The following is a 26360-nucleotide window of genomic DNA, read 5'->3' as shown; positions in this document are numbered from 1 at the left end:
GGCCAGAACCAGTGGTTCCGGCCACCCCGGCGGCTTTCTGCGGCCCTGGTGGGCCATCTGGGGCCCCCGCGGACCCCGGACATGCCAAGGGCCCGCAGCGTGCCTGCTGCGGGCCCTTCTGCGTGTTCGCCTGATCCGGGACCTACACGTCCTCGCGGCGCAGCGAGGGCTTCAGATCCTTGAAGCGGCCGAGCAGGCCGTTCACGAACGACGGCGACTCGTCCGTGGAGAACTCCTTCGCCAGCTGGACCATCTCATCCAGCACGACCGCGTCCGGCGTCTCGTCGACCCAGATCAGTTCGTACGCGCCGAGGCGCAGGATGTTCCGGTCCACCACCGGCATGCGGTCGAGCGTCCAGCCGACCGAGTACTGCGCGATCAGCTCGTCGATCCGCCGGGCGCGCTCCGCGTACCCCTCGACCAACTGCATCGTGTACTCGCTGACCGGCGGCTGCCGGGTGTCCTCCCGGGAGAGCCGGACCCAGTCCGCGAGGACGGTGCGGACGCCGACGCCGCGCTGGTCGCCCTCGAAGAGGATCTGGAAGGCGCGCTTACGGGCCGTGTTGCGGGCAGCCACGGTTAGCTGTTCACCCGGCCGAGGTAGTCGCTCGTGCGGGTGTCGACCTTGATCTTCTCACCGGTGGTGATGAAGAGCGGGACCTGGATCTGGTGGCCGGTCTCCAGGGTGGCGGGCTTGGTGCCACCGGTGGAGCGGTCACCCTGGACGCCCGGCTCGGTCTCCTGGATGGTCAGCTCGACGGCGGCCGGCAGCTCGACGAAGAGCACCTCGCCCTCGTGCTGCGCGACGGTGGCGGTGAAGCCCTCGATCAGGAAGTTGGCGGCGTCGCCGACGGCCTTGCGGTCGACCATGAGCTGGTCGTAGGTCTCCATGTCCATGAAGACGAAGTACTCGCCGTCCATGTAGGAGAACTGCATGTCGCGCTTGTCGACGGTGGCCGTCTCGACCTTCACACCGGCGTTGAAGGTCTTGTCGACGACCTTCCCGGACAGCACGTTCTTGAGCTTGGTGCGCACGAAGGCCGGGCCCTTGCCGGGCTTGACGTGCTGGAACTCGACGACGGACCAGAGCTGGCCGCCTTCGAGCTTGAGCACCATGCCGTTCTTGAGGTCGTTCGTGGAAGCCACGGTTGCGGAATCTCCTGGACTGACGTGGACGACCCCGGCGCACGCACCTGCCTACAGGGCGAGCAGCTCCTTGGTCGTGATGGTGAGTAGCTCGGGTCCGCCGTCCGCCTCGGGGCGGACGACGAGCGTGTCATCGATCCGGACGCCGCCCCGGCCCGGGAGGTGGACCCCCGGTTCGACGGTGACCGGCACGCAAGCGTCCAGTTTACCCATGGCCGCGGGGGCCAACTGCGGGTCCTCGTCGATTTCGAGTCCGACACCGTGGCCCATGAGGGACGGCAAGCCCTCATGATGCCCGGCGGATTCCAGGACCTGGCGCGCGGCCCGGTCCACGTCGCGGTAGGCGGCGCCCGGCGCCAGCCTCTCCCGCCCGGCCCGCTGAGCGGCGAAGACGAGGTCGTACAGCTCGATCTGCCAGTCCGCGGGAGACGTGCCGATCACGAAGGTACGGCCGATCTCGCAGCGGTAGCCACGGTACGTCGCGCCCAGGCAGACGGAGAGGAAGTCGCCCTCCTCGACCCTGCGGTCGGTGGGCCGGTGCGCACGCCGGCCGGAGTGCGGGCCGGTGGCGACGGCCGTGGGGAAGGCGGGGCCGTCGGCGCCGTGGTCGACGAGGCGGCGCTCCAGCTCCAGGGCGAGGTGGCGTTCGGTGCGGCCGACGAGGATGGACTCGAGGAGTTCACCGAGGGCCTGGTCGGCGATCTCCGCGCCGATCCTGAGGCAGGAGATCTCCTCCTCGTCCTTGACGACCCGGAGCTGTTCCACGGCGGTACCGAGGCCGGCGAGGCGCAGCCGCGGCGCGGCCGAGCGGACGGCCCGGTGCCGGGCCACGGTGAGGTGGTGCTCCTCCACGGCGAGCGAGTCGGCGCCCTGGGCCGCGGCGAGGCCGGCGGCGGCGACGGCGGCGTCCCCGCCGGGGCGGGGAAGGGTGTGGATCAGCAGCGCCTCGTCGGGGCGGCCCTCGTAGGGGCGCTCGTCGGGCGGCTCGGCGCACACGAGCAGGTCGTCGGTCTTGGCGAGGAGCAGCGCGGCGCCCCGCGGGGCGGCGCCCGCGAGGTAGCGGACGTTTGCGGGGCGGGAGATCAGCGCGGTGGCGCTGCCGCTGGCTTGGCAGCGGTCCCTCAGGCGGGAGCGGCGGGTGGCGTACACCTCTGACATGACCCGAGCGTAAGAGCTTTGCCGGGTTGGCGCCGGTTGGGAGCGGCTGAGTGGGCGGTTCCCTGCGGGGCTTGGGGGGGCGTCGTGTGTCGGCCTCGGGCCGGTGGGGTGCTCGCGCGGTTCCCTGCGGGGCTTTGGGGGTGGGTGGCCACTGCCGATCGTCCGCCTCGGGCCGGTGGGGGTTGCTCGCGCAGTTCCCCGCGCCCCCTGGGGGGGGTGGGTGGCCACTGCCGATCGTCCGCCTCAGGCCGGTGGGGGTTGCTCGCGTCCCTCGGAGGGGCTACCAGGACGGGGGGCTGGCGATGGAGCGGGAGAGGACCTCGTCGAGGACCTGGGCCGTCTGGGGGACGTCCAGTTGGGAGTTGTCGATGATGGGGAGGCCCGAGCCGTACCAGCCGGCCATGCGGCCGTGGATGCGGGCGACCTCCTCGTCGGTGAGGCGGCGGTTGCCCGAGCGTTCGGCGTTGCGCTCCAGGACGATCTCCAGGCCAGGGAGGAGGACGACCGGAAGGAGCCCGGGCCCCACGTGCCGCTTCCAGCCGCCGAGGCCCACGACGGGCCGGTCCGGGAAGACCGCGTCGTCGAGGATGCAGGAGATCCCGTTGGCCAGGAAGTTACGCGCGGCGAAGCCGCAGGTGCGGCGGGCGAGGCGGTACTGGGCCTCGGAGTGGTCGTTCCAGCCGGACTGGGGGTCGGCGAAGCCCGAGCGGACCCATTCCCGGACGTCGTCGAGGCTGATGTGCGCGGTGGGGACCCTGCGGTGGTCCGCCCAGTACTTGGCGACGCTCGTCTTGCCCGCTCCGGCCGGGCCGATCAGCAGCACCGCGAGGGTGGTGGACGCCGGGTCGGGGGCCGTGATGGCGGGCGGGGCGCTCGGCATGGCGACGGGGCCGCCGGGCGGAAGCGGGACATGGCCCGTGGTCTCGGGCGCCGGCGGGCCGTAGCCGTGCTGCGGGGCGGGGGCCGCGGGTCCCGGGGGTGCGAAGCCCGGCGCCGCGGGCGGCGGGGGCACCGGTGCGGGCCCCTGCTGCGATGCGGACCCCGGCTGTGCTCCCTGCGCTCCGGGGTGGTGTGCGGCCGGCGACCAACCGTGCCCCGGCTGGTGGGGCGGCGGCAGCGGAGAACCCACTGCGTGCTGCATCCGGTGCCACTCCGTCTCGTCGTCCATGGCCATTGGCGCTGGCAGCCGGGCCCGGCCCCGCTGCCTACCGAACGGTACCGCCCCCGGCCGTCGTTTGGTGAACGGCCGGGGGCGGTCCGAAGTGCCCATCGCCGCAGGCGAATCGGACACAAACGTGCGTCCGCGGACTTACTGTCCGACTTCGCCGTAGGCGGCGAGCAGCACGCCCGGGTCCGGTCCCTCCAGGACGGTCGGCTTGGCCAGGCCGTCCAGGACGATGAACCTCAGCAGGTCACCGCGGGACTTCTTGTCGACCTTCATGGTCTCCAGCAGCTTGGGCCACTGGTCGTAGCGGTAGTGCAGCGGCAGCCCGACCGATTCGAGGATCGTGCGGTGCCGGTCGGCGGTCGCGTCGTCCAACCGGCCCGCCAGGCGTCCGAGTTCGGCGGCGAAGTGCATGCCGACGGCTACGGCGGCACCGTGCCGCCACTTGTAGCGCTCGTTCTTCTCGATGGCGTGGCCGAGCGTGTGGCCGTAGTTGAGGATCTCCCGCAGGCCCGATTCCTTCAGATCCGAGGAGACGACCTCCGCCTTGACCCGGATCGAACGCTCGATCAGCTCGGCGGTGTGCGGGCCCGCCGGGGTGCGCGCGGCCTGCGGGTCCGCCTCGATGAGCTCGAGGATCGCCGGGTCGGCGATGAAGCCCGCCTTGATGATCTCCGCGAGTCCGGAGACGTAGTCGTGGACGGGCAGGGACTCCAGCGCCGCCAGGTCGCACAGGACCCCGGCGGGCGGGTGGAAGGCGCCGACGAGGTTCTTGCCCTCGGCGGTGTTGATGCCGGTCTTGCCGCCGACCGCCGCGTCCACCATGGCCAGCACGGTGGTCGGGACGGCGATCCAGCGCACCCCCCGCAGCCAGGTGGCGGCCACGAAGCCGGCGAGGTCCGTCGTGGAGCCGCCGCCGACGCCGACGACGACGTCGGAGCGGGTGAAGCCGGACTGGCCGAGGGCCTTCCAGCAGTAGGCGGCGACCTCGACGGTCTTGGCCTCCTCCGCGTTCGGGACCTGGATGGCGACCGTCTCGAAGCCCTGGCCGGCCAGGTCGGCCCGCAGCGCCTCACCGGTCTCGGCCAGCGCCTCCGGGTGGATCACCGCGACCCGCTTGACCCGGTCGCCGATCAACCCGCCCAGCTCGCCGAGGAGCTGACGGCCCACCAGGACCTCGTAGGGGTCACTGCCCGCGCTGCCGCCGACCTGGATACGCGTCACTGCCTCGGTCATGCGTCCTTCAACTCCAGTGCGTCCAGCGCGGCTCGGGTCACTTCTTCGGGGGTACGGCCGTCGGTGGCCACGACGGCCGTCGCGACCTCCTCGTACAGGTGGCGGCGGGCCTCCATGAGCTCGCGCCACTGCTTGCGCGGGTTGACCGCGAGCAGCGGGCGGGCGGCGTTGAGGCCGGTGCGTTTCACGGCTTCCTCGACGTCCATCGAGAGGTAGACGACCCGCTGTCCGGCGAGCAGGGCCCGGGTGCCGGCGTCGAGGATCGCCCCGCCGCCGAGCGCCAGGACGCCGTCGTGCTCCCCGAGCGCACGGCGCACGGCCTGCTTCTCGATCTCCCGGAAGGCGGCCTCGCCGTCGTCCACGAAGATCTCGGAGATGGTCCGGCCCTGCTCGGCCACGATGTCGTCGTCGGTGTCGCGGTAGCCGACGCCGAGGCGCCCGGCCATCAGCTCGCCGACGGTGGACTTGCCCACACCCATCGGCCCGACCAGCACCACGACGGGCGCCCCGCTCATCGGATGGCCAGGTTGTCGAGGTACGAGCGGACGTTGCGGCGCGTCTCGGCGACCGAGTCGCCGCCGAACTTCTCCGCGACCGCGTCCGCGAGGACGAGGGCCACCATGGCCTCGGCGACGATACCGGCGGCCGGGACCGCGGAGACGTCGGAGCGCTGGTGGTGGGCCTGGGCGGCCTCGCCGGTGGTGACGTCGACCGTCTTCAGGGCGCGCGGCACGGTGGCGATCGGCTTCATCGCGGCGCGGACCCGCAGCAGCTCACCGGTGGTGAGACCACCCTCGGTGCCGCCGGAGCGGCCGGAGGTGCGCCGGATGCCCTCGTCGGTCCGCACGATCTCGTCGTGGGCCTGGGAGCCCGGCACGCGGGCCAGCTCGAAACCGTCGCCGAGCTCGACGCCCTTGATGGCCTGGATGCCCATGAGGGCCCCGGCGAGACGGGCGTCCAGCTTGCGGTCCCAGTGCACGTGCGAGCCGAGGCCCACCGGTACGTCGTAGGCGAGCACCTCGACGACGCCACCGAGGGTGTCGCCGTCCTTGTGGGCCTGGTCGACCTCCGCGACCATCGCCTTGGAGGTGTCGGCGTCCAGGCAGCGCAGCGGGTCGGCGTCCAGCCGCTCCACGTCGGCCGGGGTCGGGTAGACGCCCTGCGGGGCCTTCACCGCGCACAGCTCCACGACGTGCGAGACGATCTCGATGCCCGTCGTCTCCTTGAGGTACGACCGCGCCACCGCGCCGAGCGCCACACGGGCGGCCGTCTCCCGGGCCGAGGCCCGCTCCAGGATGGGCCGGGCCTCGTCGAAGCCGTACTTCTGCATCCCGGCGAGGTCGGCGTGGCCGGGGCGGGGCCGGGTCAGCGGGGCGTTGCGGGCGAGCCCGGCCAGGATCTCCGGGTCGACGGGGTCGGCCGCCATGACCTGCTCCCACTTGGGCCACTCGGTGTTGCCCACCATGATCGCGATCGGGGAGCCGAGCGTGAGGCCGTGCCGGACGCCGCCGAGGAAGGTGACCTCGTCACGCTCGAACTTCATGCGCGCACCGCGTCCATAGCCGAGGCGGCGCCGGGCCAGGTGGTCCGCCACCATCTCCGTGGTGATCGGCACGCCGGCGGGAAGGCCCTCCAGCGTCGCGACGAGTGCGGGGCCGTGGGACTCCCCCGCGGTCAGCCAGCGCAACCTGCTCAACGGTGCTCCTCGATGCTCGCGCCCTGGTACTGCACTGCGTACGCGCCTCAGCGCGTACCGCGTCGGCGGCCAGGTGCGCGGCCCGGGCCCGCCACCTCCGATCCTCCCACGTCCGGGCCCGGCCACCGGCCGCCGGTCCATCTGGCGGACGGCAGGTGGACGTCCCGCGGCCGGGGCGGGGCTCAGGAGGAGGGGTCGCCCTGGCCCCGCTGCGGGGCGTAGGAGCCGAGGAAGTCGGCGCCGCTCGGCTGCCCCGCGGGCTGCGGCGGCTGCTGCGGGGCGTAGGGGCCGAGGAAGTCGGCGCCCCTGGCCTGCGCCGGCCGGGGCGCGACGGTGGGCGTCCGGCCCTGGCGCCGCGCCCGCCGCTGGTCGAGCTTGCGCTTGGCCTTGTAGACCCAGGACCCCACCACGAGGAGCAGGATGAGGACCAGGACGGGAATCTGGATCCAGTCCGGCATGAACTGGAGGACGATCTCGAATATCTCGCTCTTGCCGGACGCGATCGGCACGCCTGTGGACACGGTGTCGTGCTCCCCCTGTGAAGGCTGCTCCGCCCCCTGCGGAACTCAGCGGATCTTAGCGGGCCGCGAGGGCGCGCTCGCCCGCTTTTCGCATCGCCTCCAGCGGCGCCGGGGCGCGGCCGGTCATCTGCTCGACCTGGAGCACGGCCTGGTGCACGAGCAGGTCGAGGCCGCTGACGACGGCTCCGCCGTACATCGACCAACGGGCCGCGAGCGCGGTGGGCCAGGGGTCGTAGAGCACGTCGAAGAGGGTGGCGGGCCGCTCGGGCACGGCGTGGGCGAGGGCGTCGGTGGTGCCCGCGGGGGTCGTCGCGATCACCAGCGGGGCGCGCAGCGCCTCGGCGGCGTCGGCCCAGTCCGCCGTGCGGACGTCGATGCCGAGCCGTTCGCCCCACTGCCGCATCTCGGCGGCGCGCGCCCCGCTGCGGACGTACGCCACGACCTCGCCGGTGCAGACGCGGGCCAGCGCGGCCAGCGCCGAGGACGCGGTGGCGCCGGCGCCGAGCACGGCGGCCGAGCCGACCTCCTCGATGCCGCGCTCGCGCAGGGCGGCGACCATGCCGGGAATGTCGGTGTTGTCGCCGACGCGGCGGCCGTCTCCGGTGACGACGACGGTGTTGACGGCCTCGACCGAGGCGGCCGTCTCGCTGATCTCGTCGAGCAGCGGGATGACGGCCCGCTTCAACGGCATGGTCAGCGACAGCCCGGCCCACTCGGGGCCGAGTTCGGCGAGGAAGCCGGGCAGGGCCGCCTCGTCGACGTCGAAGCGGTCGTACGACCAGCCGGTGAGCCCCAGTTCGGCGTAGGCGGCCCGGTGCAGCACCGGGGACAGGGAGTGCTGGATGGGGGAACCGAGCACCGCCGCCCGGCACCGCCTGTCCGTCGCGGCCATCGCGGCCATCGCGGCCATCGCGGAATCGTTCACTGCGTCCGTGGTCCCTAGCTCTTCTTCCTCGACGCGTTGAACTGCTCGACCAGCTTCTCGTGGTCCTTCAGCGTCTTGGTGAACTTGCTGGTCCTGCCGTCCAGCGAGATGAAGTAGTACCAGCCGTCCTTCGTCGGGTTCAGCGCGCCCTTGAGCGCTTCCTCACCCGGGTTGCCGATGGGGCCGGGCGGCAGGCCCTTGACGAAGTACGTGTTGTACGGGCTGTCGTAGCGCCGCAGCTCGGCGATGCTCAGGTCGATCTTGCTCTGGTTCTTGATGTAGTTGTACGTGGAGTCGAACTCCAGGGACCCGTAGGTCTCGGGGTTACCGGGCTTGAGGCGGTTGTAGACGACCTCGGCCATCTTGCGGTAGTCGTCGTGGCTGGTGCCCTCGGCCTGGGCCAGGCTGGCCACGGTGAGCACCTCCCAGGGGCCGTCGAGACCGAGGCCGGCGGCCTTCTTCTCCAGCCCCATCTCCTCGTACTTCTCCGTGGCCCGGCCGACCATCTCCTTCAGCACGGTCGCCGGCTTCTGGCCCTTGCTGGCCGCGTAGCTGGAGGGGTAGAGGAACCCTTCCAGCGGGTCCTTCACATTGGGGTGGTCCAGCGCCCAGTCGGGCAGGCCGAACTTCTTGTACTGCTTCTTCGCGACCTCGGCCGTGGTGCCGTCGGCGACGCCGAGGCGCTTGTCGATCAGCGCGTACACGGCGACGTTCCGGGTGCCCTCGGCGATGATCAGATTGGACCGGCTCTTGGGGCTGAGCATCAGTTCGACGGCGCTGGCCGCCGACATCTGCTTCTGCATCGTGTAGACGCCGTCCTGGATGGAGCGGCCGTCCGCGTTGTCGTTCTGCGCGGAGACGAACGCCTCGACGCTCTCGACGACCCCGGCCGCCTCGAGTTTCTGGCCGATGACCCAGCCGCCTGCGCCCTTGGGGATGACGACGGTGACCTGCTCGCCGTTGCCGTCGCCCGCGTAGTCGGGCGCCGGGCCGAAACGGTCCTGGTAGAACTGGTAGCCGAAGTAGCCGACGCCGCCGACCGCGCCCACGAAGATCAGGGTGAGGACCAGGCAGGCGGGTCCGCCGCGACGTTTCTTCGGTTTCTTGCCGCCGCGCCCCGACCGGTCGCCACGCCCGCCCGTGTCGTCGTCATCGTCCTGGTCGCCGCCCGCGAAGAAGGCGTGTTCGCCCTGGTCCGGGCCCGGGTCCCAGCCGGTGTCCGGCTCGGGCTCGGCGGCGCGCCGGGCGGGCGGCTCCGGGGGCGGATAGGAATCCCGCGTGCCGTAGTAGTCGGGCTGCCCTCCCCCGTAGGCGGCCTGCTGCTGCCCGTACGGGTCCGCCGGGTCGCCGTACGGGGCCTGCTGGTGCCCGCCCGTGGCCCAGCCGCCGTCGTAGGGCTGCTGGCCGTGGTCCTGGTGCTGGCCGTGGCCCTGCTGCTGACCGTGACCCTGCTGCTGGTCGTGACCCTGCTGCTGCCCCTGGTCCGCGTACTGCTGGGGGTAACCCTGCTGCGGGTACTGCTGCTGGCCGTACCCGGTGTGCTGACCGTCGTTCCACTCGCCGTACTGCTGCTGCGCCTGCTGGGCGTAGTACTGCTGGTCGGCGTACTGCTGCTGATCGTACTGCTGCTGACCGTACTGCTGGTGCTGCGGGTCGGCGTAATGCTGCTGCCCGTAGCCCTGCTGGTCCTGCTGGGCGTCCCATCCGCCGTCCCCGAGCAGCGGATCGTCCTGCCATCGATCGGAGCCGTCGCCCCGGCCATATTCAGTCATCGGAGCGGTCGGCACGCCGGAGTCCGCCGTGGGGGGCGAGGCCGTGCGTGCCTTCCTCCTCTCGGGTGAGGTGGCCGTAGCCGTCGGCCCGTCGCGGCAGATGGGTCCCGTGGTGTCGCCCGACGGTGGAAGGACCTGGCCCCGTCGCACCGTTCATGACAGCCGTGTCCGTGCGCCCCGCGCGCACGGACACGGCTCGCCGCAGCATTGCCTGGTGGATGTGCGCCCCTAGAACTCGTGGTCCGACCGGCACCGGGCCATGCACGGGCAACGGGCCGGCCTGTCCGGCCCGGCCCGCATGGGTCCGTCCACGCACCTGAAGCGTGGTCACCGATCGCACCTCCTCCACGCGGCGACCGGGGCCGGTCACCTCGTTCCCACCGTCCGCGGCGGGTCCGGCCGGCAGGCCGGGGGCGGGTGACCGGTTCCCTGGAACCGCGAGACCGTCGGTCCCTGAGCGATCGGGCTCAGATGCCGTCCGGTCTCCGTAAGTACAACGGCTGTTCGACCGCCGCCGTATCGCGCGGAACGTTACCGTATCGCGATCAGATAACCACTTCGACGCCCTCGCCGGGTGCTGTGCCTGACACCCGTTCGGATTCGAGGGCCTGTTGCAGGATGATCACCGCGGCGGCCTGGTCGATGACCGAACGGCCCTTCTTGGACTTCACGCCGGAGGCGCGCAGCCCCTGACTGGCCGTCACGGTCGTCATCCGCTCATCGACGAGTCTGACCGGAACGGGCGCGATCAGGCGGGCGAGTTCCTGGGCGAAGCCCCGGACCTTCACCGCGGCCGGGCCCTCGCCTCCCTTGAGGGAGCGGGGCAGCCCGACGACGACCTCGATCGGCTCGTACTCCTCGACGAGCTGCCGGAGGCGGCGCTGCGCGGCCGGGACGTCCCGGCCCGGGACCGTCTCCACGGGGGTGGCGAGGATGCCGTCCGGGTCGCACGAGGCGACGCCGATCCGGGCGTCGCCCACGTCGACGGCGAGGCGGCGGCCGCGGCGCATGCCCCGGCCGTCACCGCTCGCCTGTGTGTCGGAACTCACTTGGCGGTGTCCGCCACGAGCCGCTCGACCGCGTTGACGGCCTCGCCGACCGCGGCCGGGTTCTGGCCGCCGCCCTGGGCCACGTCCGGCTTGCCGCCACCGCCGCCGCCGAGGGTCTTGGCGGCCGTACGGACCAGCTCACCGGCCTTGAGGCCGCGGTCGCGGGCGGCGTCGTTGGTGGCGATGACCGTCAGCGGCTTGCCGTTGTTCACGGTGAACAGGGCGACCACGGCGGCGCGTCCGCCCTGGATGCGGCCGCGGACGTCGAGGACGAGCTTGCGCAGGTCGTCGGGGGTGGTGCCGTCGGGGACCTGGCCGGTGACGACCGCGACGCCGCGGACGTCCTTGGCGGACTCGGCGAGCCCGGCGGCGGCCTGGAGCACCTTCTCGGCGCGGAACTTCTCGATCTCCTTCTCGGCGTCCTTCAGCTTGCTGAGCATGGCGGAGACCTTCTCCGGGAGCTCCTCGGGACGTCCCTTGACCAGCTCCTGGAGCTGGGCGACGACCGTGTGCTCACGGGCCAGGAAGTTGTAGGCGTCGACGCCGACCAGGGCTTCGATCCGGCGGACGCCGGAGCCGATGGACGACTCGCCGAGCAGCTTGACCAGGCCGAGCTGGGCGGTGTTGTGGACGTGCGTGCCGCCGCACAGCTCCTTGGAGAAGTCTCCGATGGTCACCACGCGGACGCGCTCGCCGTACTTCTCGCCGAACTCGGCGATGGCGCCCTGCTTCTTGGCCTCGTCGATGCCCATGATGTCGGCGCGCACGTCGAGGTCGCGGGCGAGCACCTCGTTGATCTTCTGCTCGACGTCGGTCATGACGGCCGTCGGGACGGCGGACGGCGCGCCGAAGTCGAAGCGGAAGCGGCCGGGCTGGTTCTCGGAGCCGGCCTGGGCGGCCGTCGGGCCGAGGGCGTCGCGCAGGGCCTGGTGGGTGAGGTGCGTGGCCGAGTGGGCGCGGGCGATGGCCGTACGGCGGCGGGCGTCGATGGAGGCGTGCGCGCGGGCGCCGACGGTGACCTCGCCGACCTGGACGACGCCCTTGTGGACGTAGACGCCCGGGACGGGCTTCTGGCAGTCGCGGATCTCGACGAGGGCGCCGGTGTCGGTCCTGATGCTGCCGGTGTCGCCGATCTGGCCGCCGCCCTCGGCGTAGAACGGGGTGCGGTCGAGGACGATCTCGACCTCGTCGCCCTCGGAGGCGGCCGGCGAGGAGACGCCGTCGACCAGGATGCCGACGACGGTGGACTCGCCCTCCGTCTCCGTGTAGCCGATGAAGTCGGTCGCACCGGCCTTGTCGGCGATCTCGCGGTAGGCGCCCGCGCCGGCGTGACCGGTCTTCTTGGCCTGGGCGTCGGCCTTGGCGCGCTCCCGCTGCTCCTTCATCAGGCGGCGGAAGCCGTCCTCGTCCACGGAGAGGCCCTGCTCGGCGGCCATCTCCAGGGTGAGGTCGATCGGGAAGCCCCAGGTGTCGTGGAGCAGGAACGCCTTGTCGCCGGCGAGGACCTTGCCGCCGGTGGCCTTGGTCTCGCTGACGGCGGTGTCGAGGATGTTGGTGCCGGCCTTCAGCGTCTTGAGGAAGGCGTTCTCCTCGGCGACGGCGACCTTCTCGATGCGCTCGCGGTCGGTGATGAGCTCGGGGTACTGCTGGCCCATCATCTCGATGACGGTGTCGACGAGGTCCAGGACGACCGGGCCGGTGGCGCCGAGCAGGCGCATGTTGCGGATGGCGCGGCGCATGATGCGGCGCAGCACGTAGCCGCGGCCCTCGTTGCCGGGGGTGACGCCGTCGCCGATGAGCATCACGGAGGTGCGCATGTGGTCGGTGACCACGCGCAGGGAGACGTCCGACTCCTCGGAGTCGCCGTAGGCCACGCCGGTCAGCTCGGTGGCCTTCTTGATGACGGCCATGGAGGTGTCGATCTCGTAGATGTTCTGCACGCCCTGCAGAATCATGGCGAGGCGCTCGAGGCCGAGGCCGGTGTCGATGTTCTTGCTGGGCAGTTCGCCGAGGATCTCGAAATTGTCCTTGCCGGTGCCCTCGCCGCGCACGTACTGCATGAAGACGAGGTTCCAGATCTCCACGTACCGCTCGTCATTGACGGCGGGGCCGCCCTCGACGCCGAACTCGGGGCCGCGGTCGTAGTTGATCTCGGAACACGGACCGCAGGGGCCGGGGACCCCCATGGACCAGAAGTTGTCCTTCATGCCGAGGCGCTGGATGCGCTCCTTCGGCACGCCGATGACCTCGTGCCAGATGCGCTCGGCCTCGTCGTCGTCCTTGTAGACCGTGATCCAGAGCTTCTCCGGCTCCAGGCCGTAACCACCCTTGTCCTGGGGGGTGGTGAGCAGCTCCCAGGCGTACTTGATGGCGCCTTCCTTGAAGTAGTCGCCGAAGGAGAAGTTGCCGCACATCTGGAAGAACGTGCCGTGCCGGGTGGTCTTGCCGACCTCTTCGATGTCGGGCGTGCGCACGCACTTCTGCACGCTGGTGGCGCGGCGGAAGGGCGGCTTGACCTCACCCAGGAAGTAGGGCTTGAAGGGCACCATGCCGGCCGGGACGAGGAGCAGAGTCGGGTCGTCCGCGATGAGCGACGCCGAAGGGACGACGGTGTGCCCGCGCTCCTCGAAGAAGCTCAGCCAGCGGCGGCGAATCTCGGCCGACTCCATCAGTGGTCCTCATTCCGGTTGTTCGTATACGTCGTGCTGTCGATGACGTATGACTTCGGCTGCTTGTGGTTCTCGATGGCGGTGTACCGCCGGGACGCGGGGAGCTCGGGGCGTTCGTCGATGCCCAGGGCCTCCTGGAGCTCGGCCTCCCGCCGGGCCATGTTGTCCCGGACGTCGAGGGCGAAGCCCACAGCTCGGTCCTTGATGCGGTGACCTGCCTCGAGCGCCTTGTTCGCCGCGGTCGCGGCGAGGCTCTCGGGGGTCAGCTGCTTCAGCTTCCGGTTGACCTTGGTGGTGGCCCAGACACCGGCGGCGACGCCTGTGCCGAACCAGAACGTACGGCGGAACATGCTGGGTCTCAGTCCCTCTTCCCGCGGTTTCGCTTCTCGCGCCGCGCGGCCGGCACGGTACGGCCGACGATCACGGTGCCTCTGGAGGCCCGGGCGGGCTCGCCGTCCTTGCGGCCGAGGGCCCGGCGCACGCCGTAGCCGAAGGCCGCCACCTTGACCAGGGGGCCGCCGAAGGTGGAGGCGACGGTGGTCGACAGCGCGGAGGCGTTCGACGTGACCTCCTGCACGTCGGAGGCGATCGCGTCGACCCGGTCGATCTGGGTCTGCGCGGAACGCACCGCCGAGGAGGCGTCTGCGAGGAGCGGCACGGCCTGGTCGGTCACGTCCGCGACCAGCTTGGTGGTCGCCTTGAGCGTCTGGGCCAGCCTCGCCAGCGCTACGGCGAGGAAGGAGACCAGGATCGCCCAGAAGACCGCCACCAGAATCCCGGCAACCTCTCCACCGGACACTGTGTGCACCCGCTCCCTGATACGTGCCTCTGCATCGGTCTGCATCGAAAAAGTCGTGCACCGAGCCTATCGCGCCGGTGATGTGCAGCCGTACCGGATTACCCCCGGGCGCACGGCCGAGTCGCCGCGGACGCGAAAGCCCGCCGCCGCCCCACCGGGAAGGTGGGGAGACGACGGGCTCCGGTGCCAGGGTGCTACGGCCGCCGAAGGATCAGCGGGCGTAGTACTCGACGACGAGCTGCTCGTCGCAGATCACCGGGATCTCCTTGCGGTTCGGCTCGCGGTCCAGGCGGAACGCCAGGGCCTTGAGGTTCACCTGGAGGTAGCGCGGGATCTCACCGTCGGGGGCGAAGCCACCCTCGCGGGCGATGGAGAAGAGGGTCTTCTCGCGGCTGCGCTCACGGACCATCACGACGTCGTCGGGCTTGACGCGGAAGGACGGCTTGTCGACCTTCTGGCCGTTGACCTCGATGTGGCCGTGGACGACCATCTGACGGGCCTGGTAGATGGTGCGGGCGATGCCCGAACGCAGGACCAGGGCGTCGAGACGGCGCTCGAGCTCGATGATCAGGGCCTCACCGGTCTTGCCCTGAACCTTGGAGGCACGCTCGTAGGCGCGGACGAGCTGGCGCTCGGACACGTCGTACTGCGCGCGCAGACGCTGCTTCTCCAGCAGACGGACCTTGTAGTCCGAGTTCTGCTTGCGGCCGCGGCCGTGCTCACCCGGCGGGTAGGGACGGGCCTCGAAGTACTTGACGGCCTTCGGGGTCAGCGCGATGCCGAGGGCACGCGACTTCTTGACCTTGGGGCGGGACTGGTTCGCCACTGCTTTTCCTTTTCTCATTCGGCTGCCTCAGGGTTACGGGAGGTCGCAATCCGCAGCCCGGGAATCCCGGCAGGTCCACGAGGGACGAGCCAGGCAGCCGCTCCCTGGTCTGGGCACATATGTGCAGCACACGAACGGCCCACCGACCGGTCCCGGAACTCACGGGTGGTGGTGGGCTGCCCGCGACACCTACAACGGTGCGCGACGCTCCTGGATCGAAGATCCGGCTGGATGTCCCGCCTGAGGCGCCGACCGAGGCCGGACACGGGACGCAGCACTTCGCGACATTCTACAGGGTGCTCAGGACCGTCTGCGACCGAGCCGCTTCCTGGTCCACTCGACGGCGTCCGCGTACCGCGCCTCGGTGCCGTGCCGGGTCGGGGTGTAGTACTCGCGGTCCTTGAGCACGTCGGGCGCGTACTGCTGCTCGGCGATGCCCTCCGCCAGGTCGTGCGGGTACACGTACCCCTGGGCGTGCCCCAGCTTGGCGGCGCCCTTGTAGTGCCCGTCGCGCAGATGGGGCGGCACGGAGCCGGCCAGGCCCTTGCGCACGTCGTCCAGGGCGGCGCCGATCGCTGTCGTCGCGGCGTTGGACTTCGGGGCGAGCGCGAGGGCGATCGTGGCATGGCTGAGCGTGAGGGCGGCCTCCGGGAAGCCGATCATGGCGACGGCCTGGGCGGCGGCGACGGCGATCGGCAGGGCGTTCGGGTCGGCGAGGCCGATGTCCTCGCTGGCGGAGATCATCAGGCGCCGGGCGATGAAGCGGGGGTCCTCGCCGGCCTCGATCATCCGGGCCAGGTAGTGCAGGGCGGCGTCCACGTCGGAGCCGCGGATCGACTTGATCAGGGCGCTGGCCACGTCGTAGTGCTGGTCGCCGTCACGGTCGTACTTCACCGCGGCCCGGTCGACGGTCTGCTCCAGGGTCTGGAGGCTGATCTCGCTCTCGCCCTGGTCGAGGGCGGCCCCGGCGGCGGCCTCCAGCGCGGTCAGGGCGCGGCGGGCGTCGCCGCCGGCGATGCGCAGCAGGTGCTCCTCGGTGTCCCCGGGGAGGGCGACGGCGTCCTTCAGGCCGCGCTCGTCGCTCATCGCGCGGCGCAGGAGGCTGCGGATGTCGTCGTCGGTGAGAGGTTCGAGGGTGAGCAGCAGGGAGCGGGAGAGCAGGGGCGAGATGATCGAGAAGTAGGGGTTCTCGGTGGTGGCCGCGATCAGGGTCACCCAGCGGTTCTCCACGGCGGGCAGGAGGGAGTCCTGCTGGGCCTTGCTGAAGCGGTGGATCTCGTCGAGGAAGAGGACGGTCTCCTGGCCGTAGCCGCCGGTGGCGCGGCGGGCGCCGTCGATGACCGCGCGGACCTCCTTCACCCCGGCGGTGATGGCGGACAGCTCGACGAAGCGCTTGTTGGTGGCCTTGGAGACGACGTAGGCCAGGGTGGTCTTGCCGGTGCCGGGCGGGCCCCAGAGGATCACCGAGGAGGGTCCGGCCGGCCCCCCGGCGCCCTCGCCGACGAGTCTGCGCAGCGGGGAGCCCGGCTTGAGCAGGTGCTGTTGGCCCACGACCTCGTCGAGGGTGCGCGGGCGCATGCGGACCGCCAGGGGACTGCTCGTCGGGTCCTTCTCCTGGCGCTCTTCGGCTGCGGCGGTGAACAGATCGGGCTCCACGACAGAAACCCTAAAGCACCGCACTGACAATCCCCTCGGGGCTGTCAGCTCGTCCAGAAGTCCCACCAGCGGGTCAGGACCAGCATGCCGATGATCCCGATGTGCAGCACGGGCATGACCCAGGTGAACTCGCCGAAGAAGGTCTTCAGCCAGGCCGGCGCGGGCAGCAGGCCGTTGCGCACGTTGAACGAGGTGACGTACCAGAACATGACGATGGTGGCGACCCACGCGAGGCTGCACCACAGGCACAGGGCGTTGATCCGGTACAGGGACTGGAACATCAGCCAGGCGCAGAAGACCACGCCGAAGAGGGTGCCGGCGTTGAAGGTCAGCCAGTACCAGCGCGGGAAGCGGGCGCGGCCGAGCAGGCTCACGCCGACGCAGATGACGATGCCGTAGGCCACGAGGCCGAGCATCGGGTTGGGGAAGCCGAAGACGGCGGCCTGCTTGGACTCCATGACGCTGCCGCAGGAGACGACGGGGTTCAGGCTGCACCCGGGGGTGAACGTCTTCCCCTCGGCCTTGGCCTCGAGCAGCTTGAACTTGTCGATCGTGATGACCCAGGCGGCGAGCAGGCCCGCGGCGCCGGTGATCACCAGCAGCAGGGCGAGCGCCCGGCTGCCGCCGACCGACCGCGCGGCGGACGGTGCGGGCTCCGACTCGGGCTCGGTGGAGACGTCTTTGACTGTCGTCTTGCTCATCACGCCGATTCCGTCACTTGAGGCTTGGAGTTTCCCCGGACAGGGCACATTGTGCCGCACACGCACGCGTTCCCACCGTTCGCTGCGCATAAGGAAGTACGCATGAGCGGGGGCATGCGTTCGGTTCAGGACACCCCGGGACAGCGGAAAAGAGGGGGACCCGGCCGGTCCCCCTCTTTTCCGTACGGCCCGCGGAATCAGCCCAGACGGGATTCCAGCTCCGCGACGATCTCGTTGACGCCGACGGCGATCTGCTCGCCGGACTGCATGTCCTTGAGCTGGACGACGCCCTCGGCGAGGTCGCGCTCACCGGCGACGACCGTGTAGCGGGCGCCGCTGCGGTTGGCGTTCTTCATCGCGCCCTTGAGGCCCTTGCCGCCGTAGGAGAAGTCCGCCGCGATGCCGAGCTTGCGCAGCTCGGTGACCTTGGTGAACAGCACCCGGCGGGCCTCCTCGCCGAGCGGCACCGCGAACACGCTGGTGGTGGAGGGGAGTTCGAGCTCCACGCCCTCCGCCTCCAGGGCGAGGACCGTGCGGTCGACGCCGAGGGCCCAGCCGACGGACGGCAGCGCGGGGCCGCCGATCATCTCGGACAGGCCGTCGTACCGGCCGCCGCCGCCCACCGCGGACTGGGAGCCCAGACCGTCGTGGACGAACTCGAAGGTCGTCCGGGTGTAGTAGTCCAGGCCGCGCACCAGCTTGGGGTCGTCCTCGAAGACGACGCCCGCGGCCGTGATCAGCTCGCGGACCTCCTCGTGGTACGCCTTGCAGGCGTCGCACAGGTAGTCGCGCAGCAGCGGGGCGCCGCCGAGCTGCTTCTGGACCGACTCGCGCTTGTCGTCCAGCACGCGCAGCGGGTTGATGTCCGCGCGGCGCAGGGTGTCCTCGTCGAGGTCCAGGCCGCGCAGGAAGTCCTGGAGCGCGGCGCGGTACACCGGGCGGCACTCCTGGTCGCCCAGGGAGTTCAGCAGGATGCGGAAGTTCCGCAGGCCCAGGGAGCGGTACGCCTGGTCGGCCAGGATGATCAGCTCGGCGTCCAGCGCCGGGTCCTCGGCGCCGATCGCCTCGGCGCCGACCTGGGAGAAGTGCCTGTAACGGCCCTTCTGGGGGCGCTCGTAGCGGTAGTACGAGCCGGAGTACCAGAGCTTGACCGGGAGGTTGCCCGTCTTGTGCAGGTTGGCCTCCAGGGCGGCGCGCAGCACCGAGGCCGTGCCCTCGGGGCGCAGGGCGAGCCGGTCGCCGCCCTTGGTCTCGAAGGCGTACATCTCCTTGGTCACGATGTCGGTGGACTCGCCGACACCGCGCGCGAACAGTTCGACGTTCTCGAAGCCGGGCGTCTCGATGTAGCCGTAACCGGAGTTGCGCAGGGGCGCGGCGATCGCCTCGCGGACCGCGAGGTACTTCGCGGATTCGGGCGGCAGCAGGTCGTACGTGCCCTTGGGGGCCTTGAAGGTGCTCACGGAAGTCTCGTCACATTCCTCGTCGGGGAGCGGGCTTGGCTCCCTGCCCGGCGGCCACCTGCCGCAGATACGGGTTGGTGGCGCGCTCCTGGCCGATGGTCGTCTGGGGGCCGTGGCCGGACAGCACCACGGTCGAGTCGTCGAGCGGCAGGCACACGCGGGCCAGCGAGTCGAGAATCTCGGCCATGTCACCGCCGGGCAGGTCGGTGCGTCCGATGGAGCCGGCGAACAGCAGGTCGCCCGAGAAGAGGATCGGCGGGATGTCCGCCGCCTCGGGCATGCCGAAGGTCACCGACCCCTTGGTATGGCCCGGCGCGTGGGCGACGGTGAGCTCCATCCCCGCCAGCTCCAGCGTGGCACCGTCGGTCAGCTCCTTGACGTCGTCCGGTTCCCCGACGGTCAGCTCGCCCATGAGCTGCGCGCCGATGGACCGGCCGAGCGCCTTCTCGGGGTCGCTCATCATGTACCGGTCCTCGGGGTGGATCCAGGCCGGCACGTCGTGCGCACCGCACACCGGGACGACCGAGGCCACATGGTCGAGGTGGCCGTGGGTGAGGACGACGGCGACGGGTTTGAGCCGATGCTTCTTCAGTGCTTCCTCGACTCCGGGGGCCGCTTCGTGGCCCGGGTCGATGATCACGCACTCCTCACCGGCGGCGGGGGCGACGAGATAACAGTTCGTCCCCCAGGCCCCGGCGGGGAACCCGGCAATGAGCACGATCGTCCTTCGTTTGTGTCGACACGAGTGATTTGTCGGCGGGCTCCGCCTGTGGTCAGAGCCTACCGGCGCTGCCGAACACTCAGCGAACCCATATACGGTACGGGTCACACGCAGGCGGTCGACTCACTGAGCACATGTGTACCGGTCGACACACACGACGCATGAGGAGAGAACCCGGTGGTCAGCCAGGAACAGCGGCGGCGTCAGCTCGCCCGGGAGAAGTTCTTGCGGCAGCAGCAGCGGCGTACGGACGCCCGCCGCAAGGCGCGCATGCGCAACTCGGTGATCGCGTCGGTGCTCGCGGTGGTCGTCATCGGCAGCGTCGCGCTGTACACGACCGGTGTCCTCAAGGGCGACGACGACACCAAGCAGAACGCGGGCTCGGAGGTCACGCCGACCGAGAGCGCGCCGGGCAAGGCGCCCGACCCGTGCGAGAAGCCCGCCGAGGGCAAGGTGAAGACGGCGACCTGGAAGAAGGAGCCGGAGCTCACCGTCGACAAGTCGGCGAAGTACACGATGAAGCTCGCGACGACGTGCGGCGACATAGACATCGCGCTGAAGGCGTCGGCCGCGCCGCACACCGTCAACTCGTTCGACTTCCTGGCCGGCAAGGGCTACTTCGACCACTCCAAGTGCCACCGGCTCACCACCAACGGCATCTACGTGCTGCAGTGCGGCGACCCGACGGGCACCGGCACCGGCGGCCCCGGCTACACGATTCCGGACGAGAACCTGAAGGACAAGAGCCTCAAGGACAACGTGTATCCCGCGGGCACCATGGCGATGGCCAACACCGGCCAGAAGCACACCGGCGGCAGCCAGTTCTTCCTCGTCTACCAGGACAGTCAGCTTCCGCCCAGCTACACACCGTTCGGTACCGTTTCCGAATCCGGCATGAAGGTGCTGAAGAAGATCGCCGACGCCGGTGAGAGCACCGGAGCAGGTGACGGTGCGCCGAACGCGACGGTCGTGATCAACAAGGCGACGGTCACGAAATCCTGACCTTCCCCCTGCGTAATTTCGGTCGCGCGGGATGCGGACAGGCAACCCGCCGGTCGCCTATGTTGGCCGTGACGAAACTGTGGACGATGCCCGGGGGGACACCAGCCCCTCGCAGGCATCATGTGGAGGAGGCGCTGTGAGCAGCGACCCGTGGGGCCGCGTCGACGAGACGGGGACCGTGTACGTGCGTACGGCCGACGGCGAGCAGGTCGTCGGTTCCTGGCAGGCTGGCTCTCCCGACGAGGCGCTGGCCTATTTCGAGCGCAAGTACGAGGGCCTGGTTGTCGAGATCGGCCTCCTCGAGAAGCGAGTGAAGACCACCGACCTGTCGGCGAAGGACGCCCAGGCGGCGATCGACCACATCCGCGAGCAGGTCGACGCGCACCACGCGGTCGGCGACCTGGACGCCCTGCGGGTGCGGCTCGACAAGCTCGTCGAGCTGGTCGAGAAGCGCCGCGAGGAGCGCAAGCAGCAGCGGGCGAAGCAGTCCGACGAGGCGCGCCACCGCAAGGAGGCGCTGGTCGTCGAGGCGGAGGAGCTGGCGCAGTCCGACCAGTGGCGGGCCGCCGGTGAGCGGCTGCGGGCCCTGGTCGACACGTGGAAGGGCCTGCCGCGTCTGGACCGCAAGTCGGACGACGAGCTGTGGCACCGCTTCTCGCACGCGCGGTCGGCCTTCTCCAAGCGGCGCAAGGCGCACTTCGCGCAGCTGGACGCGCAGCGCGAGGAGGCCCGCCGGATCAAGGAGCGGCTGGTCGCCGACGCGGAGTCGCTGTCCGGTTCGACGGACTGGGGTCCGACGGCCGCGCGCTACCGCGAGCTGATGGCCGAGTGGAAGGCCGCAGGACGGGCCCAGCGTGAGCACGAGGACGACCTGTGGAACCGCTTCCGCGGCGCCCAGGACGTCTTCTTCGCCGCCCGCAGCTCGGTGTTCGCCGAGCGCGACGCCGAGCAGACGGAGAACCTCAAGCTGAAGGAGGAGCTGGCCGAGGAGGCCGAGAAGCTGCTGCCGATCGGCGACCTGAAGGGCACGCGCGCCGCCTTCCGCTCGATCAACGAGCGCTGGGAGGCCATCGGCCATGTGCCGCGCGACGCCCGGCCGAAGGTCGAGGGCCGGATGCACGCCGTGGAGCGGGCCATCCAGGAGGCCGAGGAGGCCGAGTGGCGCCGGACCAACCCGGAGGCGCGCGCGCGTGCCGAGGGGCTGACCGGTCAGCTCCAGGCCGCCGTGGACAAGCTGAGGGGCCAGATCGAGCAGGCCCGCGCCCAGGGCAACACCGCGAAGGCCGACAAGCTGGAGCGTGAGCTGGAGGGCCGTCAGGCGCTGCTGGACCAGGCTCTGAAGGGGCTGCAGGAGTTCGGCGGCTGATCCGCCGCCCGAGCCGAAACGAGAGGGGCTCCCGTACATCGCGTACGGGAGCCCCTTTCGCGTTCCTCGACGGCGTTACGTCCGGTTGCGCGCCGACGTCACGCGGTAGACGTCGTAGACGCCCTCCACTCCCCTGACGGCCTTCAGGACGTGGCCCAGGTGCTTCGGGTCGCCCATCTCGAAGGTGAAGCGGGACGTGGCGACGCGGTCGCGGGAGGTCTGGACGGCCGCCGACAGGATGTTGACGTGCTGGTCCGACAGGACACGGGTGACGTCCGACAGCAGGCGCGAGCGGTCGAGGGCCTCCACCTGGATGGCGACCAGGAAGACCGAGGACTGCGTCGGCGCCCACTCGACGTCGAGGATGCGCTCGGGCTCACGGGACAGCGAGTCGACGTTCACGCAGTCGCTGCGGTGCACCGACACCCCGCTGCCGCGGGTGACGAACCCGATGATCGGGTCGCCGGGCACGGGCGTGCAGCAGCGGGCCAGCTTGACCCACACGTCCTCGACGCCCTTGACGATGACGCCCGGGTCGGCGCTGGCGCGGCGCTTGCGGCGGCTGCGGGTGGGCGGGACCGACTCGTCGATCTCCTCGGTGGCCGCCTCCTCGCCGCCGAGCGCCTGGACCAGCTTCTGCACGATGTTCTGCGCGGAGACATGGCCCTCGCCGATCGCCGCGTACAGCGCGGAGATGTCCGCGTAGCGCATCTCGTGGGCGAGCGTGACGAGCGAGTCGCCGGTGAGGATGCGCTGGATCGGCAGGTTCTGCTTGCGCATGGCCCGGACGATGGCGTCCTTGCCCTGCTCGATGGCCTCGTCGCGGCGCTCCTTGGAGAACCAGGCCCGGATCTTGTTCCGGGCGCGCGGCGACTTCACGAAGCCCAGCCAGTCGCGGGAGGGGCCCGCGCCGGCCGCCTTGGAGGTGAAGACCTCGACCAGGTCGCCGTTGTCCAGGGTGGACTCGAGCGGGACCAGACGGCCGTTGACCCGCGCCCCTATGGTGCGGTGGCCCACCTCGGTGTGGACGGCGTACGCGAAGTCGACAGGGGTGGCCCCGGCCGGCAGCGCTATGACGTCGCCCTTGGGTGTGAAGACGAAGACCTCGTTGCGGGACAGGTCGAAGCGCAGGGACTCCAGGAACTCGCCCGGGTCCTCGGTCTCCTTCTGCCAGTCCAGCAGCTGGCGCAGCCACGCCATGTCGTTGAGGTGGTCGTCCTTGCCCTTGCCGGACGTCTTCGGGGCGTCGGTACGGATCTTGGAGGCGCCGGCGACGGCCTCCTGCTTGTACTTCCAGTGCGCGGCGATGCCGTACTCGGCGCGGCGGTGCATGTCGAACGTGCGGATCTGCAGTTCGACCGGCTTGCCGTTGGGGCCGATGACCGTCGTGTGCAGCGACTGGTACATGTTGAACTTCGGCATCGCGATGTAGTCCTTGAACCGGCCGGGGACCGGGTTCCATCGCGCGTGCACGGTGCCGAGGGCGGCGTAGCAGTCGCGGACCGTGTCGACGAGGACACGGATGCCCACCAGGTCGTAGATCTCCGCGAAGTCACGGCCGCGGACGATCATCTTCTGGTAGACGCTGTAGTAGTGCTTCGGGCGGCCGGTGACGGTCGCCTTGATACGGGCCGCGCGCAGGTCCTGCTGGACCTCGTCGGTCACTATGGCCAGGTACTCGTCGCGCTTCGGGGCACGCTCCGCCACCAGCCGTACGATCTCGTCGTACATCTTGGGGTAGAGGATCGCGAAGGCGAGGTCCTCCAGCTCCCACTTGATGGTGTTCATGCCCAGGCGATGGGCGAGCGGCGCGTAGATCTCGAGGGTCTCGCGCGCCTTCTTCTCCTGCTTCTCGCGCTTGAGGTAGCGCATGGTGCGCATGTTGTGCAGGCGGTCGGCGAGCTTGATGACCAGGACGCGCGGGTCCTTGGCCATGGCGACGACCATCTTGCGCACGGTCTCGGCCTGCGCGGCCTCGCCGAACTTCACCTTGTCCAGCTTGGTGACGCCGTCGACGAGCAGCGCGACGGAGTCGCCGAAGTCGCGGCGCAGCTGGTCGAGGCCGTACTCGGTGTCCTCGACGGTGTCGTGCAGCAGACCCGCCATGAGGGTGGCCGGATCCATGCCCAGCTCGGCGAGGATGGTGGTGACCGCCAGCGGGTGGGTGATGTACGGGTCGCCGCTCTTGCGCTTCTGGCCGCGGTGCCAGCGCTCGGCAACCTGGTAGGCGTTCTCGATCTGGCGGAGGGTGGCGGTCTCGATCTTCGGGTCGTTGCCGCGGACTATGCGCAGCAGGGGCTCCAGGACCGGGTTGTACGGGTTGGAGCGCTGGACGCCGAGCCGGGCGAGCCGGGCCCGGACGCGGTTGGAGGAGCCGGAGCGCGCGGGCTGGCCGGTGTTCGGGCGGACCGACGGGGTGGAGCGCTCGGGCGGGGCCGGCTTGGGACGCGCCTGCTCGGCCGGCTTGTCGACCGGGGCCGAATGGGCGTGCTCGACCGTCCCGCGCGAGTCGTTCTTGGCGTGCGGTGCGTTCGGCGCGGGCTTCGCCGCGGCGGCCGAGGCGGACTCGGGCTTGGCTGCGGTCAGGTGCTGGGCCTCGTCTGGCAAGAGGACTCCTCGTGCGCGATCCGGGTCCCCCGGTCAGGCTCCGGAGACCCCATGGTAGCGATCCTGCGCCGCAGGATCGCCTTCAGGCCGATGTGAGGGCCGTCTACGAGGGAAACACGAGAGGTGTCCGGTGGATTCCGCGACTCCGCTTACGTGCCGGTCGGTGCACGGCGATGCCGCGTGCCCGCCGGGGCGGGCACGCGGCATCGGATGCTGCTCGGAGGTCAGACCGTGAGGAGCGCGGTCAGCGGAGCTCCCTCCAGCACGGGCTCCAGGCGGGCCCGGCCGGAGAGGAAACCCAGCTCCATCAGGACGGCGAGGCCGGACACCTCGGCGCCGGCCCGGCGGATCAGCTGGATCGAGGCCTCGGCGGTGCCACCCGTCGCCAGGACGTCGTCGACGACCAGGACCCGGTCGCTCGCGGACAGGTCCTCGGCGTGGATCTCGATCTCGGCCGAGCCGTACTCCAGGGCGTACGCCTGGCTGAGCGTCGCTCCGGGGAGCTTGCCCGCCTTGCGCACGGGGACGAAGCCGACACCGGCCCGGACCGCGACCGGCGCTCCGAGGATGAAGCCGCGGGCCTCCAGGCCGACGACCTTGGTGGCCCCGGTGTGGGCCGCGACCTCGGCGAGCGCGTCGGTGAGGGCCGTGAAGGCCGCCGGGTCCGCCAGGAGCGGGGTGATGTCCTTGAACATCACGCCCGGCTCCGGGTAGTCCGCCACGTCCCGGATGCGGCTGAGCAGCAACTCGCTGATGTCGGTCATCGGCGCTTCCCCGAGGGGCGGTTCCGGCCGCGGTTGCGGGACGCGGGCTGGCTGCGCGGGCCGACGACCGCCGCGGCGGTGTCCTCGGGTCCGTCGTCGTACACCTCGTCCTCGGTCTCGACGTCCGTGGCCGGGCCCTGCGCGGCGGTCTGGGCCCGCTTGGCGAGCACCCGCTTCTTCAGGGCCTTCATCTGCGGCTCGCGCTCCTTGAGGTCGGCGACGAGCGGGGTGGCGATGAAGATCGAGGAGTACGCACCGGCCGCGAGGCCGACGAACAGCGACAGGGAGATGTCGTTGAGCATGCCGGCGCCGAGGAAGCCGCCGCCGATGAACAGCAGGCCCGCCACCGGCAGCAGCGCGACCACCGTGGTGTTGATGGAGCGGACCAGGGTGCCGTTGATCGAGCGGTTGGCGATCTCGCTGTACGTCCAGCGGGTCTGCTTGGTGATGTCCTTCGTCTGCTCCTTGAGGCTGTCGAAGACGACGACCGTGTCGTAGAGCGAGTAACCGAGGATGGTCAGCAGACCGATCACCGTGCCGGGCGTGACCTCGAAGCCGACGAGGGCGTAGATGCCGACGGTGATGGTGATGTCGTGGATCAGGGCGACGAACGCGGCGAGGGCCATGCGCCACTCGAACGCGATCGCCAGGTAGATCACGACCAGGAACAGGAAGATGCCGAGGCCCTGCCAGGCCTTGTTGGCGATCTGCTCACCCCAGCTCGGGCCGACCAGCTCGCCGGTGACGTCGTTCTCCGAGACACCCAGCTTGTCCGCGAGCTCCGCCGAGACCTTGTCGGCCTGCTTGGTGTCGATGCCCGCGACCTGGATGCGCAGGGAGGCCTTGTCGCCGCTGCCGAGCTTCTGGACGATCGCGTCGTGGCCGGATGCCTCTTCCGCGTACTCCTGGGCCTGGGCCACCGAGACGGTGGTCTTCGGGGTGTTGAAGACCGCGCCGCCCTGGAACTCGATGCCCATGTTCAGGCCGCGCACCGCCAGGCCGACGATGGCCGTGATGGTGATCAGGATCGAGATGCCGTACCAGAGCTTGCGGTTGCGGATGAAGTCGTAGCCGACCTCGCCACGGTGCAGTCGGGCGCCGAGGTTGCCGAGCTTCGACAT

The 26360-nt window shown here is 70.6% G+C and carries 24 protein-coding genes; 2 read left to right on the top strand and 22 right to left on the bottom strand.

All coding sequences use genetic code 11. The features are described from left to right. Nucleotides 1–142: 142 nt before the first annotated feature. The 19 genes from nusB to ACFRAC_RS20865 form a co-directional block, all read right to left on the bottom strand. Nucleotides 143–577 carry a transcription antitermination factor NusB gene (gene nusB, locus ACFRAC_RS20955; protein ID WP_382925623.1) on the bottom strand — a complete coding sequence of 145 codons (435 nt, stop codon included), beginning with the start codon at nt 575–577 and terminating at the stop codon, nt 143–145. A 2-nt stretch (nt 578–579) separates the two neighbouring features. Continuing rightward, nucleotides 580–1146, bottom strand: coding sequence for an elongation factor P (gene efp / locus ACFRAC_RS20950; RefSeq protein ID WP_361340313.1), 567 nt, complete (start codon nt 1144–1146; stop codon nt 580–582). Nucleotides 1147–1197: 51 nt separating this feature from the next. Continuing rightward, nucleotides 1198–2304 (bottom strand): aminopeptidase P family protein, encoded by a 1107-nt coding sequence (locus tag ACFRAC_RS20945; RefSeq protein ID WP_382925620.1) that lies wholly within the window; start codon nt 2302–2304, stop codon nt 1198–1200. A 280-nt stretch (nt 2305–2584) separates the two neighbouring features. Beyond that, nucleotides 2585–3445 carry a Pro-rich N-terminal domain-containing protein gene (locus ACFRAC_RS20940; protein WP_382925619.1) on the bottom strand — a complete coding sequence of 287 codons (861 nt, stop codon included), beginning with the start codon at nt 3443–3445 and terminating at the stop codon, nt 2585–2587. A gap of 168 nt (nt 3446–3613) precedes the next feature. Continuing rightward, nucleotides 3614–4705, bottom strand: a complete 1092-nt coding sequence (aroB, locus tag ACFRAC_RS20935; protein ID WP_382925617.1) for a 3-dehydroquinate synthase — start codon at nt 4703–4705, stop codon at nt 3614–3616. Further along, complete coding sequence (locus ACFRAC_RS20930; RefSeq protein WP_382925615.1) at nt 4702–5220, bottom strand: shikimate kinase; 519 nt, start codon at nt 5218–5220, stop codon at nt 4702–4704. Before ACFRAC_RS20930 ends, aroB begins: the two co-directional genes overlap by 4 nt. After that, nucleotides 5217–6401 (bottom strand): chorismate synthase, encoded by a 1185-nt coding sequence (gene aroC, locus ACFRAC_RS20925; protein WP_382925613.1) that lies wholly within the window; start codon nt 6399–6401, stop codon nt 5217–5219. The genes ACFRAC_RS20930 and aroC overlap by 4 nt, the downstream gene beginning before the upstream one ends. A gap of 182 nt (nt 6402–6583) precedes the next feature. Further along, nucleotides 6584–6922 (bottom strand): hypothetical protein, encoded by a 339-nt coding sequence (locus ACFRAC_RS20920; RefSeq protein ID WP_382925612.1) that lies wholly within the window; start codon nt 6920–6922, stop codon nt 6584–6586. A gap of 55 nt (nt 6923–6977) precedes the next feature. Beyond that, the gene (locus tag ACFRAC_RS20915) at nt 6978–7823 is read right to left on the bottom strand and encodes a shikimate dehydrogenase (protein WP_382925646.1); all 846 of its coding nucleotides are present in this window, start codon (nt 7821–7823) and stop codon (nt 6978–6980) included. Between the two features lie 38 nt (nt 7824–7861). After that, nucleotides 7862–9619 (bottom strand): endolytic transglycosylase MltG, encoded by a 1758-nt coding sequence (gene mltG / locus ACFRAC_RS20910; RefSeq protein ID WP_382925611.1) that lies wholly within the window; start codon nt 9617–9619, stop codon nt 7862–7864. Nucleotides 9620–10164: 545 nt separating this feature from the next. Then, nucleotides 10165–10629: a Holliday junction resolvase RuvX gene (gene ruvX, locus ACFRAC_RS20905; protein WP_382925643.1), complete on the bottom strand. Its 465-nt coding sequence runs from the start codon at nt 10627–10629 to the stop codon at nt 10165–10167. Between the two features lie 35 nt (nt 10630–10664). Next, nucleotides 10665–13337: an alanine--tRNA ligase gene (gene alaS, locus ACFRAC_RS20900; RefSeq protein WP_382925610.1), complete on the bottom strand. Its 2673-nt coding sequence runs from the start codon at nt 13335–13337 to the stop codon at nt 10665–10667. Further along, entirely contained in the window at nt 13337–13687 is a 351-nt protein-coding gene (locus ACFRAC_RS20895; protein WP_361340287.1) for a hypothetical protein, read from the bottom strand. Before ACFRAC_RS20895 ends, alaS begins: the two co-directional genes overlap by 1 nt. Nucleotides 13688–13695: 8 nt before the next feature. Beyond that, entirely contained in the window at nt 13696–14145 is a 450-nt protein-coding gene (locus ACFRAC_RS20890; RefSeq protein WP_382925641.1) for a DUF948 domain-containing protein, read from the bottom strand. 202 nt (nt 14146–14347) lie between these two features. After that, complete coding sequence (gene rpsD, locus ACFRAC_RS20885) at nt 14348–14962, bottom strand: 30S ribosomal protein S4 (RefSeq protein WP_055623782.1); 615 nt, start codon at nt 14960–14962, stop codon at nt 14348–14350. 300 nt (nt 14963–15262) lie between these two features. Then, nucleotides 15263–16618, bottom strand: a complete 1356-nt coding sequence (locus ACFRAC_RS20880; protein ID WP_382925607.1) for a replication-associated recombination protein A — start codon at nt 16616–16618, stop codon at nt 15263–15265. A gap of 44 nt (nt 16619–16662) precedes the next feature. Next, nucleotides 16663–17319: a vitamin K epoxide reductase family protein gene (locus tag ACFRAC_RS20875; protein ID WP_382925605.1), complete on the bottom strand. Its 657-nt coding sequence runs from the start codon at nt 17317–17319 to the stop codon at nt 16663–16665. Between the two features lie 197 nt (nt 17320–17516). Beyond that, a complete protein-coding gene (hisS, locus tag ACFRAC_RS20870; protein ID WP_382925604.1) occupies nt 17517–18779 on the bottom strand; it encodes a histidine--tRNA ligase in 1263 nt (420 codons plus the stop codon). Between the two features lie 10 nt (nt 18780–18789). After that, nucleotides 18790–19497, bottom strand: coding sequence for an MBL fold metallo-hydrolase (locus tag ACFRAC_RS20865; protein WP_382925602.1), 708 nt, complete (start codon nt 19495–19497; stop codon nt 18790–18792). A gap of 180 nt (nt 19498–19677) precedes the next feature. Here ACFRAC_RS20865 and ACFRAC_RS20860 point away from each other — a divergent pair, with 180 nt between their 5' ends. Both ACFRAC_RS20860 and ACFRAC_RS20855 read left to right on the top strand, forming a co-directional pair. Beyond that, the gene (locus tag ACFRAC_RS20860; protein WP_382925601.1) at nt 19678–20502 is read left to right on the top strand and encodes a peptidylprolyl isomerase; all 825 of its coding nucleotides are present in this window, start codon (nt 19678–19680) and stop codon (nt 20500–20502) included. 136 nt (nt 20503–20638) lie between these two features. Next, nucleotides 20639–21868 (top strand): DUF349 domain-containing protein, encoded by a 1230-nt coding sequence (locus ACFRAC_RS20855; RefSeq protein WP_382925599.1) that lies wholly within the window; start codon nt 20639–20641, stop codon nt 21866–21868. A 75-nt stretch (nt 21869–21943) separates the two neighbouring features. Here ACFRAC_RS20855 and relA read toward each other — a convergent pair whose 3' ends face one another. The 3 genes from relA to secF all read right to left on the bottom strand — a co-directional run bounded on the left by relA (nt 21944) and on the right by secF (nt 26360). Further along, nucleotides 21944–24475: a GTP pyrophosphokinase gene (gene relA / locus ACFRAC_RS20850; protein ID WP_382925598.1), complete on the bottom strand. Its 2532-nt coding sequence runs from the start codon at nt 24473–24475 to the stop codon at nt 21944–21946. 224 nt (nt 24476–24699) lie between these two features. Beyond that, nucleotides 24700–25239, bottom strand: a complete 540-nt coding sequence (locus tag ACFRAC_RS20845) for an adenine phosphoribosyltransferase (RefSeq protein WP_382925596.1) — start codon at nt 25237–25239, stop codon at nt 24700–24702. Beyond that, complete coding sequence (gene secF, locus ACFRAC_RS20840) at nt 25236–26360, bottom strand: protein translocase subunit SecF (protein ID WP_382925595.1); 1125 nt, start codon at nt 26358–26360, stop codon at nt 25236–25238. Before secF ends, ACFRAC_RS20845 begins: the two co-directional genes overlap by 4 nt.

Origin of the sequence: Streptomyces sp. NPDC056628 (assembly GCF_042792555.1) — a bacterium.
In the GTDB taxonomy this organism is placed as follows: Bacteria; Actinomycetota; Actinomycetes; order Streptomycetales; family Streptomycetaceae; genus Streptomyces.
Note: the sequence above shows the minus strand (reverse complement) of the source record. Positions and strands in the feature narration are given on the sequence as shown.